The sequence below is a fragment of the Mesorhizobium sp. M7A.F.Ca.AU.001.01.1.1 genome (genome assembly GCF_004022735.1).
Classification (GTDB): domain Bacteria; phylum Pseudomonadota; class Alphaproteobacteria; order Rhizobiales; family Rhizobiaceae; genus Mesorhizobium; species Mesorhizobium ciceri.
This window is the reverse complement of record NZ_RZPF01000100.1, coordinates 1-12,313: the sequence shown is the minus strand read 5'-3', so window position 1 is coordinate 12,313 and position 12,313 is coordinate 1. Positions and strand designations below refer to the sequence as shown.

Genomic DNA, 12,313 nt, shown 5'->3' with positions numbered 1-12,313 from the left:
GTTTCGGTGTCGCCATCCTGCTGGCAGCGCTCGCGGATTTTCTGTTCTATGGCCAGCCCGCCGGGATCACGGTTTTCCTGTTCGCCCTGCTGATTGCCGCGGCGGTCGTCGCTGTGCACCCGGCCGCCTTCAACGACGGCCGGGTCTGGCTCAAGCCCATCGCCTTGCTTGTCCCGCTGCTGCCGCTGGCTGAAAATGTCAGCACCCTGTCGGTCTCGATCGCGCTGGCGGCGCTGACCGTCTTCGCGCTTTCGTTGAGCGGTCGGCTGCGGCACAGCATCGCCCGCATTGCCGGGCAGATCGTGCTGTTCGGGCTGGCGGCGCCGTTCCGCTTCGTCATTGATTTCATCCGCTGGCGGAGGACGGCGCGGCGGTTCGGTGGGCGCCGCATCCGGCTGGCGGCGATCGCCGTCTGGGTGATGCCGCTGACGCTGGGCGCGGTCTTCCTGGCGCTGTTCGGTGCCGCCAATCCGGTCATCGACTATTGGCTGTCGCTGATCGATCTCGTGAGGCTGCTCGATCTTATCCAGCTGGCGCGGATTGCCTTCTGGCTGTTCGTGCTCGCCGCTGTCTGGGCTTTTCTGCGACCGCGCATGCCGCGCCTGGTTCGCCGCATCCCGCGCGCGTTGCCGGCGGTCAGCGCTCAAGCCGGCAAAACCGCCACCACCATCGAAGACATCCTGTTCGGCAAGGCCGCCATCCTGCGCGCCCTGATCGTCTTCAACATCCTGTTTGCGCTGCAGACGGCGCTCGACGCCGCCTATCTGTGGGGCGGGGCAGCGCTTCCCGATGGGCTGAGCTACGCCTCCTACGCGCATCGTGGCGCCTATCCCTTGATCGTCACGGCACTGCTTGCCGCCGGCTTCGTGCTGGCAGCGCTGCGACCCGGCAGCGAAACCTCGGCCGATCCGCTGATCCGCCGGCTGGTCTATGTCTGGGTGGCGCAGAACATCATGCTGGTCATCTCGTCGATCCTGCGGCTCGACCTCTATGTCGGCATCTATGCATTGACCTACTGGCGCGTCGCCGCCTTTGTCTGGATGGGGCTGGTGGCAGCAGGCCTTGCCCTGATCATTGCCCGCATCGCGCTTAGAAAATCCAACGAATGGCTGCTGTCCGCCAATCTTCTGACGTTATCCCTGACGCTTTATGCCGGCTGTTTCATCAATTTCGCAGCAACGATCGCCAATTACAATGTCGACCATTCCCTCGAAATGACCGGCCAGGGCATTCCCCTAGACGCCTGGTATCTTCACTCGCTCGGTCCGGGCGCGTTTCCCGCGCTTGATCGCTTCCTCGAGCACCAGGGCAAGACGGCGGCCGCCGGCACTGTCCGCGAACTGGCCGGCGTGCGCGGCAGCGACGAAATCTGGTATCGAACTATCCAGCAGAACTGGCGGGCCTGGAGCTTTCGCGACTGGCGGCTGCTTCGATATCTCGACACCAAGGAGCCGTTCGTGATTCCCTCCGCTATCGAACCTTCCATGCCGGGCCGCTGATCCATGCCGCATCACATCCTCGTCGCCGACGATGACCCGCACATCCGCGAGGTGATCTGCTTTGCCTTGGAGAAGGCCGGCATGAAAACGACAGGGGTGGCCGACGGTGCCGCCGCCTTGCAGGCAATCGGCCGCCGGGCACCGGACCTCGTCGTGCTCGATATCGGCATGCCGGAAATGGACGGGCTGGAGGTCTGCCGGCGGCTGCGGCACATATCCGATGTGCCGGTGCTGTTCCTCTCTGCGCGCGACGAGGAGATCGACCGCATCCTCGGGCTCGAAATGGGCGGCGACGACTATGTGACGAAACCATTCAGCCCGCGCGAGCTGGTTGCCCGCGTCAACGTCATCCTGCGGCGCGCCCGCCCGGCGGTGCCCGAACCGGCCGACGACAGGCAGTTTTCGCATGGCAAACTGGCTCTGGCGCCGGCCAGCCATACCGCCAGCTTCGACGGCAAGCCGTTATCGTTGACAGGAATAGAGTTCTCGATCCTGAAGGGGTTCCTGGCGCGGCCGGCGCATGTGCTCGACCGCGACGCGGTGACGGCCAGCGCCTATGCCGCAAACATCCACGTCGCCGGCCGCACCGTCGACAGCCACATCCGCAACATCCGCGCCAAACTGGCAGCCGTGGGTTGCCCAAATGTCATCGAGACGGTGCATGGCGTCGGCTTCCGGCTTGGCCGATGCGGCTGACGGCCTCCAGCAAATGGATCGGCCGCAAATGGCGGCCACGGCTTGCCACGGTCGTCGTCGCCATCCTGATCATGGTGATGGCCTTGCCACTGGTCGGCCTGTTCTTCTTCCGCCTCTACGAGAACCAGCTGATCCGCCAGACCGAGGCGGAGCTGATCGCGCAAGGCGCTGCCATCGCCGCCATCTATGCGCGGGATGTACGTGACGCCGGCATCCCACCGGAAAAGCTCGGTGCGCCGATGCCGGAGCCAAGTGGGGATTCAAGCCGCAGCGTCAATCCGGACCCGCTCTACAGGCCAATCGAACCGCAGCTCGATCTTGCCTCGGATTATGTCCTGCCGACCCGGCCGGCGGCGATGCCGGTGATCGTCGATCCCGCCTTCGCGGTGATCGGCGCGCGCCTGTCCGGCATCCTCGACGCCACCCAGAAAACCACGTTGGCCGGCTTCCGGCTGCTCGACCCCCGGGGCGTCGTCATTGCCGGGCGCGGCGAGGTCGGCCAGTCGCTCAGTGCGGTCGAAGAGGTGCGCACAGCACTTGCCGGCCACTATGCCAGCGCGCTCAGGCTGCGCATTCCCGACCAGCCGACGCCACCGCTCTATTCGGTCAGCCGCGGCACCAAGGTGCGTGTCTTCGTCGCCCTGCCGGTCGCTGTCGACGGCCAGGTCGCCGGCGTCGTCTATGTGTCGCGGACGCCCAACAACATCATCAAGCATCTCTATGGCGAACGCGGCAAGGTGACGTTGGCGGCGATCGCCATTCTCGGCGGCACGCTGCTCATCGGTCTCATCTTCCTGCGCACCGTCAGCCGGCCGATCTATGCGCTGATCGACCGCACCGAGCGCATCGCCGCCGGCGACCGCACGGCGATCCGGCCGCTCGACCACCACGGCACGCGAGAGATGGCGGAGCTGTCCGCAGCCTTCCTCGACATGGCCGAGAAGCTTCAGGCACGGTCGGACTCGGTCCAGACTTTCGCCACACATGTCTCGCATGAGCTCAAATCGCCGCTGACGGCGATCCAGGGCGCGGCCGAATTGCTGCGCGATTCCGGTGGCGCGATGGACGATGCGGAGCGGCGGCGTTTCTCCAACAATATCGTCACCGATGCGGGGCGGCTCAATCTGCTGGTGCGGCGCCTGCTCGACCTGGCGCGCGCCGAAAACCTGGCGCCGAGCGGCGAAAGCACATCGCTCGGTGCGGCACTGTCGCTGCTGCCCGTCGATAGCAGGCTCACGGTTAGCATCGGGGCCGGCGGCGACATCAGATTGCGCATATCGGCCGAGAACGCGGCTATCGTGCTGGCCAATCTCATCGACAATTCGGCCAGGCATGGCGCGACGCAGGTTTCTGTCTCCGCTACGAGCGCCGGCGGCAAGGCGAGCATCCTGGTCAGCGACGACGGTGCCGGCATTTCGCCGAGCAACCGGGCGCGCATTTTCGAGCCGTTCTTCACCACGCGGCGCGAACAGGGCGGCACCGGCATGGGGCTTGGCATCGTGCTGGCCCTCCTGAAAGCGCATGATGGTATGATCGCGCTGGTTGACAGCGAGCGCGGCACGCGCTTCGAGGTCATTCTGCCGGTGGCGTGAAGGACACTATCGGCCGGATCGGAGAGAACATGCGCTACGACATCGTCATCATCGGCGGAGCCATCGTCGGCTCCTCGGTCGCCTATTACCTGCGTGAGCAAGGGTTTTCCGGCACGATCGCGCTGGTCGAGCGTGATCCGCAATTCGCGCATGCGGCAACGACGCTGTCCATGGCCTCGATCCGCCAGCAATTCTCGATCCCGGAAAACATCCGCCTGTCGCAGTTCACGCTGAAGCTGTTCCGGCGGCTGAAGGAAGAGTTCGGGGATGACGCCGATATCGGCTTTCGCGAGGGCGGCTACCTCATCCTTGCCGGCGAGGACGGCTTGCCGATCCTGAGGAGCAATCACCAGGCGCAGATGGCCGAGGGCGCCGACATTGTGCTGGAGGACGCGGATCAGCTGGTGCGCCGGTTCCCATGGCTGTCGACCGAGGGCATTTCAGCCGGCGCCTATGGCCGCACCGGCGAAGGCTGGTTCGACGCGCATGCGATGCTGACGCTGTTCCGCAAGGCGCTGCGGCAGAAGAAAGTCGATTTCATCGCCGCAGATGTCACCGGCATCGCGCGCGATGGCAACCGCGTCACGGGAGTGAGCCTGGGCAATGGCGAGACGCTGGAGGCTGGCATCGTCGTCAACGCCGCCGGCCCTAACGCCGGCAAGGTGGCTGCCATGGCCGGGCTCGAGCTGCCGGTCGAGCCGCGCAAGCGCAATGTCTTCGTCTTCGAGGCGCGCGAGAAATATGCCGACATGCCGCTGCTGGTCGATCCCTCCGGCATCTATGTCCGTCCGGAAGGCTCGGTCTACCTCACCGGCGGCGCCGAACCGGAGGAAGGCGACTGCGCACCCGATCCCGGCGACTTCGAGGTAAACTGGCCACTGTTCGAAGAGGTGATCTGGCCGGTGCTGGCGACCCGTATTCCCGCCTTCGAGGCGATCAAGCCGACCCGTGCCTGGGCCGGCCACTACGACTACAACACGCTCGACCAGAACGCGGTGATCGGTCCGCATCCCGACGTCGGCAATTTCCTATTCGCCAACGGCTTTTCCGGCCACGGCCTGCAGCAGGCGCCAGCAGTGGGCAAAGCGCTGGCCGAGCTGATCGTGCATGGCGGTTATCGCACGGTGGATTGCTCGGCGTTCGGGTATGAGCGGGTGGCGGAGGGAAGGGCGTTCCGGGAATTGAATGTGATTTGAGCGGGCGAAGGGAAGGTCCTTTTTGACGCTGGCGCGAAGGATCGCCACGGTTGCGGAAGAGTATTTCGAGCGAGCCTCAGCCCTTGCGGTCGAACCAGAAGGCGTCGGCCATGCGCTTCATGCCGATACGTTCGTAGAAGCCGACGGCATCGGGCATGGAGATCAGGCTGATGGCGACCGATGGTCCAAGCTGCCGGCGCGCCTCGTCCATCAGGCCCTTGCCGATGCCGAGCCCCTGTGCCGATCGGGAAACGGCGAGTTCGGAGATGTAGCAGACCCAGGAGAAGTCGGTGATCGCCCTGATGACGCCGATCAGCGGCTTGCCCTGAATATCAAGGCGCGCGGTCAGCACCAGATTGGCGCCCGACAGCATCGCCCGCAGCCGCGCTTCATCATCGATCGGCCGTGTCTCGCCGAGGCCGGATTCGACCAGCACGCGACGGAATTCGGCGATGTCGAGCGCGGGTTCTCTTTCGTAGAGGACGTGTGCGTTTTCTGCCATGGCCGCCAGATTGCACCATCGGGCTGGCTTGTGCCACCATGCACGAACAGTTGCCTTTTATTTGCCGCCGGCTTTGTGTAAACCGGGCCTCAGCAAATTCCCCCGCAACGAAAACACGGGCAAAAACCATGGAAAAATTCACCAAGCTCACCGGCGTCGCCGCTCCGATGCCGATCGTCAATGTCGACACCGACATGATCATCCCGAAGGATTATCTCAAGACGATCAAGCGCACCGGGCTCGGCACCGGCCTGTTCGCCGAAATGCGCTACAAGGACGACGGTTCGGAAAACCCGGATTTCGTGCTCAACAAGCCGGCCTACCGCAAGGCGCAGATCCTGGTCGCCGGCGACAATTTCGGCTGCGGCTCCAGCCGAGAGCATGCGCCGTGGGCGCTGCTCGACTTCGGTATTCGCTGCGTCATCTCGACCTCGTTCGCCGACATTTTCTACAACAACTGCTTCAAGAACGGCATCCTGCCGATCACCGTCAGCCCCGAGGATCTCGAGAAGCTGATGGACGACGCCTCGCGCGGCTCCAATGCCACGGTGTCGGTAGACCTCGAAGCCAAGGAAATCCGTGGGCCGGATGGCGGCGTGGTCAAATTCGACCTCGACGACTTCAAGCGGCACTGCCTGCTCAACGGGCTCGACGATATCGGCCTGACCATGGAGAAAGCCGGCGCCATCGCTTCGTTCGAGAAGCGCAACGCCGAACAGCGCCCCTGGGCCTGAGCGGCGCGCTCCGGACGGGTGGATCTGGCCTTTCGGGCCGGTTCGCGGCGACTGAGTGGAGGGACAGTCATGACACGTTCGCTTCTTGCCGGCCTTTGCGGGCTGGCCTTGTTGCTGGGGCAAATCGCCAGCGCGTCTGCGCAGACCCAGACGCCCGCCACACAGCCGGCCCCGGCGACGGAGCAGCCGTCCGCCGATCAGGGGACGAACGCCGCCGATGCTTCCGATGACGACAAGCAGGCCCCGGTGCCATTCGAAGGCGGCACGCTGACCATCACCCAGAAGGAACAGTATGGCGAGAAGGTGCTTGCCTATGACGGCAAGCAGCTGGCCAGCAATTACGATGTCTTCTTCGACAAAATAGTCGAGGTCGGCGGCGTCAAGGTGGCGCTGTTCGATGTCGGCGACGGCGGCAACCAATGCGGGCCGGCGACGGTGATCGTCTGGAAGCCGGAAGGCGGCACGATCCAGAGCACCACTGTCGAGCAGGACCAGTGCGGCGCCCCGCCCTCGGCGGTGTCCGACAACGCCATCTATTTCGTGCCCTACCTGTTGCCGGGGGATGAGAAACCGGCTTTGCAATGGTCGCCGACCGACGGGCTGACGATTTCGGGCAATCTGACCTACATGCCGGAACCCGGCACGGACTGGAAGGACATCGATCCGGAAAAGTACCAGAACATCATCGACGCCTTCCACAATGAGGCCGTCTACAAGGAAGCGGAAAAGCTGCTCGGCAAGGACATGGCCGACATGGCGACCAGCCTGCTGGTCGGCGGCGGCACCGAAAAGACCGCTTCGGGCGCCTTCTACGCCAGCGGCTGCGTGCCGCATGATTGCGGCGGCAATGACGGCTTCATGGCGGTCGACCCGGCCCAGCACAGGCTCTATTTTGCGCGCCGCGGCGACAATGGCCAGCCGAACGCCTGGCCTGATGTGGCGACATGGCCGGCGGATGTGAAGGCGGCGTTGGACAAGGCGCTGGGGGCGGCAAATTAAAGCTTTAGCGTTGCGCAGCACCCCCTCGCTTTCGTCATCCTATGGTCTGCGCCGCGTCGCTACGCTCCTTGCTCCGCCATAGGATGACGACGGAAGGGATGCTTCAACCAATCTCGGAGGTTCGCGCTTCGCTTCCGGGATAACAGTTTGCCTGGCTTGGCCCACGACCCGCGCCGTTCCGCCTGCTAATGCTGGCCGACAACCCAAGCAAGGCCCCTCATATGCGCAAACTCATCTCCACCGGTTCGCCGTTCGAAAAGACCGCCGGCTATTCGCGCGCCGTGGTGCAGGGCGACTGGTGTTTTGTGTCCGGCACCACCGGCTACGACTATGCGACGATGACGATGCCGGAGACGGTGGAGGCGCAGACGCGCAATTGCCTGGCGACGATCGGCAAGGCGCTGAAGGACGGCGGCTTCGAGATGGCTGACGTGGTGCGGGCGCATTACTACATCACCGACCAGGCCTTCGTGGATGTAGTCTTCCCGATCCTCGGCGAGACGTTCGGTGACATCAGGCCGACAGCGACGATGATCGTCTGCCAACTCAACAAACCGGAAATGAAGATCGAGATCGAGGTGACGGCGCTGCGGCGCACGGCCTGAAGGGCGACCGACGATGAAAGTCCAGCGCATTGTTGCCAATATCGAGACAGCGGATGTCGCGGCGGCGAAGCGTTTCTACCACGATGTGCTCGGCCTCGACGTGCTGATGGATCTCGGCTGGATCGCAACCTACGGCTCGCAAGCAAAGATGGATGTCCAGGTCAGCTTCATGGCGCAAGGCGGTTCCGGCACGCCGGTGCCCGACCTCTCCATCGAGGTCGACGACGTGGATGCGGCGCTCGATGCCATGAAGGCGGCGGGCTTTGCCATCGAATACGGACCGGCCGACGAACCGTGGGGCGTGCGGCGCTTCTACGTCCGCGATCCGTTCGGTCGGCTGGTCAACATTCTCTCGCATCAGTGATGACGTATGCCGGCGGGACAGCGCCCCCCTCTGGCCTGCCGGCCATCTCCCCCTCAAGGGGGGAGATTGGATGTCGCCTCGGCGTTCGCCAATCTCCACGTCAGAAAGAAGAGGCGAAACGATAATGCTGCCAATCTCCCCCTTGAGGGGGAGATGCCCGGCAGGGCAGAGGGGGGCGCTACGGATCACCAACGAATCGGGTTATCCGTGATCGCTGCGTTCCTGCTTGCATGCAACTCGCTTGGCGTTTAGCAAGGCCGCGGTTCAAATCTTTCCAGGACGGTTTCTCCATGGCAACGAAGCATCTTTTCCTGCTCCCCGGTGACGGCATCGGTCCTGAGGCCATGGCCGAGGTCAAGAAACTGATCGCGGTCATGAACGACAGGCTCGGCAGCGGTTTTGCCACCGATGAGGGGCTGGTCGGCGGCTGTGCCTATGACGCGCATGGCGCGGCGATCTCCGATGCCGACATGGAAAAGGCGATGGCGGCCGACGCGGTGCTGTTCGGCGCCGTCGGCGGTCCGAAATGGGATGCGGTGCCTTATGAAGTGCGCCCAGAAGCCGGCCTGCTGCGGCTGCGCAAGGACATGGAGCTGTTCGCCAATCTGCGCCCGGCCATCTGCTATCCGGCACTGGCAGCGTCCTCTTCGCTCAAGCAGGAGGTGGTCGAAGGTCTCGACATATTGATCGTGCGCGAGCTGACCGGCGGCGTCTATTTCGGCGAGCCCAAGCAGATCATCGACCTCGGCAACGGCCAGAAGCGCGGCATCGACACGCAGGTCTACGACACGTTCGAGATCGAGCGCATTTCGGGCGTCGCCTTCGAGCTGGCGCGGACCCGCAAGAACCATGTCACTTCGATGGAAAAGCGCAATGTGATGAAGTCGGGTGTGCTGTGGAACGAGGTCGTCACCCAGACCCACAAGGCGCGTTATGCCGACGTCAAGCTCGACCACATGCTGGCCGATGCCGGCGGCATGCAGCTGGTGCGCTGGCCAAAACAGTTCGACGTCATCGTCACCGACAATCTGTTCGGCGACATGCTGTCCGACATCGCCGCCATGCTGACCGGCTCGATCGGCATGCTGCCGTCGGCCTCGCTCGGCGCGCCTGACGCCAAGACCAAGAAGCGCAAGGCGCTGTACGAGCCGGTGCACGGTTCGGCGCCCGACATTGCCGGCAAGGGCATTGCCAACCCGATCGCCATGATCGCCTCCTTCGCCATGTGCCTGCGCTATTCCTTCGGCATGGTCGATGAAGCCGACCGCGTCGAAGGCGCGATCGCCGCCGTGCTCGACGCGGGCCTGCGGACGAAAGACATCATGTCCGATGGCATGACCGAGGTCGGTACGGTTGAGATGGGCGACGCGATCATCGCCAAATTCCTGGGCTGATACCGTGACGGTCGACGTCCGCTGGGCGACGATCGAGGACGCGACGACGCTCGCGGCCATGTTTTGCGAGATGGCGGAACATTATCGGCAACGGCCTCTCGATGCCGACCGGGCCCTGTCTGCGGCACGAAAATGGCTTGGCGAGGAAAGCCCGGCCTATCCGCATTTCGCGCTCGCCTTCATCGAGGGCGAGGTCAGCGGCCTGGCGTCGGTGGCGATCGCGCATCCCGGTATCGATCTCGAGCGGCTGCTGTTCCTCAAGGACCTGTTCGTGCGCGACAAAGCCCGCAACGCTGGTGTCGGCCGGGCGCTGATCGGCTTTCTCGCCGATCATTGCCTGCGCGAAGGCATCGGCCGCATCGACCTGACCAGCGAGGACTGGAACGAAGGCGCGCAGCGCTTCTACGACCGGCTTGGCGCAGAACGCCACGGCCAGAAGGTCTTTCTCAGGCTTTCGGGCGAGGCGCTGAAGGCGATCATCCCTAGACCCTGACGCCCGCCGGCACCGGTCCCCACTGGTTTTCGCGGGCCTGCGTCGGGATCAGCGCGAAGACCAGGATGATCAGGCTGCCGATGGTCGGGATCAGCACCACCAGATAAAGCCAGCCCGAGAGGCCGATGTCATGGATGCGGCGAACGGTCATGCCGAGGCTGGGCAGCAGTGTCGCCAGGACGAAGGTGCCGCAAAGGCCGACGGTTACCGCCGCCGATACGCTGCTGTCGAAATTGCCCATTTCGTTGTCGGCGAAAAGACCGATACCGCCGATGACAAGCAGCGAGACCACCCAGAACAGGAAATAACCCCAATATTCCTTGCGGCGGGCACGTCCGGCGAAATTGAAATAGTTCTGCGTCACGCCACGCCAGAAATAGCCCCAGAGATCGGTGGGCTCGGCCGGCCCGGAGGAACGGCCGAAATGCTGGGCCTGTGGCGCAGAAGCGGATGGTGCGTTACCGGCTTGAGTCGGCGCGGCGCTCGTACCAGCGTCGCCGGCCGGCGCAGCCGTCTCGGCGGCGATCAAAAAGACGTCGCGCGCCTGGCCGCCGCCCGCCTGGAATTCCACGCCCGCGCCCTTCCGCATAGTGGTTTCCCGGCGCAGGTTTTCGCGGGTGAAGGTGTAGCGGTTGCCGTCGGCTCCGGTGATGAAGCCGAAGCCCTGGACTTCGTCATAATGAAGCACTTTGCCGCGCATTTGCCACCCCCACTTGCCACGTCCCTGCCAAGGTGTGGCACATGGCCGAACCGATGGGCAAGACCGCATCGGGATGCGGCCGGCGTCATGCGGGCGGATGAGGCTCGTTGCCCGGTCTTACGAAGGCCGCTTCTTCGCCTTCTTGTGCTTGGGTGCACCAGAGGTGTCGAATTTCGGCTTGCCCGGCTTCTTCGCCCATGGCTTTGCATCATGCGGGGCGGTCGGGCGCTGATCGGCTGCTGCCGGTGCACGTTTTTCGAATTTGCGCTTCGGCGCGTTGGGATCGAACGGCGCCTTGCCGCGATGCGGCTTCTTGTCGGGGCTTGGCGGCTGATAGCCGGCGCGCGACAGATCGGGCGTACCGTCGAGCCGCTTCACCAGGATGTTGCCTTGCAGCTTCCGGTCGGGACCGATCGCGGCCAGGAAGCGGTCTGCCCAATCCGCTGCGATCTGCACGTAGGTCTCTTCCGGCTGCATCTTGATGGCGCCGATCTCTCGCTTCGAGATGCTGCCGGTGCGGCATAGCATCGGGATGAGCCAGCGCGGCTCGGCATTCTGCCGGCGCCCGATCGACAGCGAGAACCAGACGCTGTCGCCGAAATCGTCGCGGCGGCTGGGCGCCTCGTCGCGGCGCGCGAAACCTTCGCCCGCCGGTCTTTCACGCGACGGCGTGAAGGGCGCGATCTCCATGAGGTCCTCGGGGGCCGAGCGGCTGGCGCGGCACTGGCGCACGAAGGCAGCGGCCACCTGTTCGGCGCCATGCCTGGCGAGCAGCGCGTCGATGAAGGAGCGCTCGTCCTCCTTCACCGGCTCATCGAAAGCCGGATCGGCAAGGATGCGCTCGTCGTCGCGCCGCATCACGTCGTCGGCCGAGGGCGGGCTCGCCCATGTCGCCTTGAGGCCGGCGTTCTGCAACAGCCGTTCGGTGCGCTTGCGGGCGCTGTTGGGCACGATCAGCGCGCTGACGCCCTTGCGCCCGGCGCGGCCGGTGCGGCCGCTGCGGTGCAGCAGCGTTTCCGGGTTGGTCGGCAAATCGGCGTGGATGACCAGCTCAAGATTGGGCAGGTCGATGCCGCGCGCCGCGACATCGGTGGCGATACAGACTTTTGCGCGGCCGTCCCGCATCGCTTGCAGCGCATGGCTGCGCTCATTCTGGCTGAGCTCGCCCGACAGGGCGACGACGGAGAAGTTGCGGTTGTTGAAGCGCGCGGTCAGATGATTGACGGCGGCACGCGTGTTGCAGAACACCAGCGCGTTCTTGGCTTCGTAATAGCGCAGCACATTGATGATGGCGTTCTCGCGGTCGGGCTGGGCGACGCTCAGCGCCCGATATTCGATGTCGAGATGCTGCTTCTCCTCGCCGGCGGCCGAAATGCGCACCGCATCGCGCTGATAGCCCTGGGCGAGCGTGGCGATCGAGCGCGGCACCGTGGCCGAGAACATCAGCGTCCGGCGTTCGGCCGGAGCGGCGTCGAGGATGAATTCGAGGTCTTCGCGAAAGCCGAGATCGAGCATCTCGTCGGCCTCGTCGAGCACCAC

At 64.5% G+C, this 12,313-nt stretch carries 13 protein-coding genes; 10 read left to right on the top strand and 3 right to left on the bottom strand.

Going from position 1 to position 12,313, the window contains the following annotated elements:
* From EN884_RS08940 to EN884_RS08925, 4 genes are all read left to right on the top strand, one after another.
* On the top strand, positions 1–1,499 hold a 1,499-nt coding region (locus tag EN884_RS08940; RefSeq protein WP_245491916.1), incomplete at its 5' end, for a DUF4173 domain-containing protein.
* 3 nt (positions 1,500–1,502) lie between these two features.
* A complete protein-coding gene (locus tag EN884_RS08935) occupies positions 1,503–2,195 on the top strand; it encodes a response regulator transcription factor (protein ID WP_063169570.1) in 693 nt (230 codons plus the stop codon).
* The gene (locus EN884_RS08930) at positions 2,186–3,787 is read left to right on the top strand and encodes an ATP-binding protein (protein WP_063169569.1); all 1,602 of its coding nucleotides are present in this window, start codon (positions 2,186–2,188) and stop codon (positions 3,785–3,787) included. Before EN884_RS08935 ends, EN884_RS08930 begins: the two co-directional genes overlap by 10 nt.
* Before the next feature lie 29 nt (positions 3,788–3,816).
* The gene (locus EN884_RS08925; RefSeq protein WP_063169568.1) at positions 3,817–4,983 is read left to right on the top strand and encodes an FAD-binding oxidoreductase; all 1,167 of its coding nucleotides are present in this window, start codon (positions 3,817–3,819) and stop codon (positions 4,981–4,983) included.
* Positions 4,984–5,059: 76 nt separating this feature from the next.
* Here the strand turns inward: EN884_RS08925 and EN884_RS08920 are convergent, their stop codons facing one another.
* A complete protein-coding gene (locus EN884_RS08920; RefSeq protein WP_013528786.1) occupies positions 5,060–5,485 on the bottom strand; it encodes a GNAT family N-acetyltransferase in 426 nt (141 codons plus the stop codon).
* Positions 5,486–5,613: 128 nt separating this feature from the next.
* Here EN884_RS08920 and leuD point away from each other — a divergent pair, with 128 nt between their 5' ends.
* From leuD to EN884_RS08885, 6 genes are all read left to right on the top strand, one after another.
* Positions 5,614–6,219: a 3-isopropylmalate dehydratase small subunit gene (gene leuD, locus EN884_RS08915; protein WP_013528787.1), complete on the top strand. Its 606-nt coding sequence runs from the start codon at positions 5,614–5,616 to the stop codon at positions 6,217–6,219.
* A gap of 69 nt (positions 6,220–6,288) precedes the next feature.
* Positions 6,289–7,218: a hypothetical protein gene (locus EN884_RS08910; RefSeq protein WP_013528788.1), complete on the top strand. Its 930-nt coding sequence runs from the start codon at positions 6,289–6,291 to the stop codon at positions 7,216–7,218.
* A 221-nt stretch (positions 7,219–7,439) separates the two neighbouring features.
* Complete coding sequence (locus EN884_RS08905) at positions 7,440–7,823, top strand: RidA family protein (RefSeq protein WP_063169567.1); 384 nt, start codon at positions 7,440–7,442, stop codon at positions 7,821–7,823.
* 13 nt (positions 7,824–7,836) lie between these two features.
* Complete coding sequence (locus tag EN884_RS08900; protein ID WP_063169566.1) at positions 7,837–8,187, top strand: VOC family protein; 351 nt, start codon at positions 7,837–7,839, stop codon at positions 8,185–8,187.
* 290 nt (positions 8,188–8,477) lie between these two features.
* A complete protein-coding gene (leuB, locus tag EN884_RS08890) occupies positions 8,478–9,581 on the top strand; it encodes a 3-isopropylmalate dehydrogenase (RefSeq protein ID WP_063169565.1) in 1,104 nt (367 codons plus the stop codon).
* Positions 9,582–9,585: 4 nt separating this feature from the next.
* Complete coding sequence (locus EN884_RS08885) at positions 9,586–10,074, top strand: GNAT family N-acetyltransferase (RefSeq protein ID WP_063169564.1); 489 nt, start codon at positions 9,586–9,588, stop codon at positions 10,072–10,074.
* Here EN884_RS08885 and EN884_RS08880 read toward each other — a convergent pair.
* Together EN884_RS08880 and EN884_RS08875 are read right to left on the bottom strand one after the other, a co-directional pair.
* On the bottom strand, positions 10,064–10,774 hold the full coding sequence (locus EN884_RS08880) for a DUF805 domain-containing protein (RefSeq protein ID WP_063169563.1): 711 nt from the start codon (positions 10,772–10,774) through the stop codon (positions 10,064–10,066). The genes EN884_RS08885 and EN884_RS08880 overlap by 11 nt on opposite strands.
* A gap of 117 nt (positions 10,775–10,891) precedes the next feature.
* A partial coding sequence (locus EN884_RS08875; protein WP_164894954.1) for a DEAD/DEAH box helicase occupies positions 10,892–12,313 on the bottom strand: 1,422 nt, incomplete at its 5' end.

Coding starts and splice junctions, on each gene's coding strand:
- EN884_RS08920 (WP_013528786.1), bottom strand. CDS start 5,485: ATGGCAGAAAACGCACACGTCCTCTACGAAAGAGAACCCGCGCTCGAC.
- EN884_RS08910 (WP_013528788.1), top strand. CDS start 6,289: ATGACACGTTCGCTTCTTGCCGGCCTTTGCGGGCTGGCCTTGTTGCTG.
- EN884_RS08935 (WP_063169570.1), top strand. CDS start 1,503: ATGCCGCATCACATCCTCGTCGCCGACGATGACCCGCACATCCGCGAG.
- leuB (WP_063169565.1), top strand. CDS start 8,478: ATGGCAACGAAGCATCTTTTCCTGCTCCCCGGTGACGGCATCGGTCCT.
- EN884_RS08925 (WP_063169568.1), top strand. CDS start 3,817: ATGCGCTACGACATCGTCATCATCGGCGGAGCCATCGTCGGCTCCTCG.
- EN884_RS08905 (WP_063169567.1), top strand. CDS start 7,440: ATGCGCAAACTCATCTCCACCGGTTCGCCGTTCGAAAAGACCGCCGGC.
- EN884_RS08880 (WP_063169563.1), bottom strand. CDS start 10,774: ATGCGCGGCAAAGTGCTTCATTATGACGAAGTCCAGGGCTTCGGCTTC.
- EN884_RS08900 (WP_063169566.1), top strand. CDS start 7,837: ATGAAAGTCCAGCGCATTGTTGCCAATATCGAGACAGCGGATGTCGCG.
- leuD (WP_013528787.1), top strand. CDS start 5,614: ATGGAAAAATTCACCAAGCTCACCGGCGTCGCCGCTCCGATGCCGATC.
- EN884_RS08930 (WP_063169569.1), top strand. CDS start 2,186: ATGCGGCTGACGGCCTCCAGCAAATGGATCGGCCGCAAATGGCGGCCA.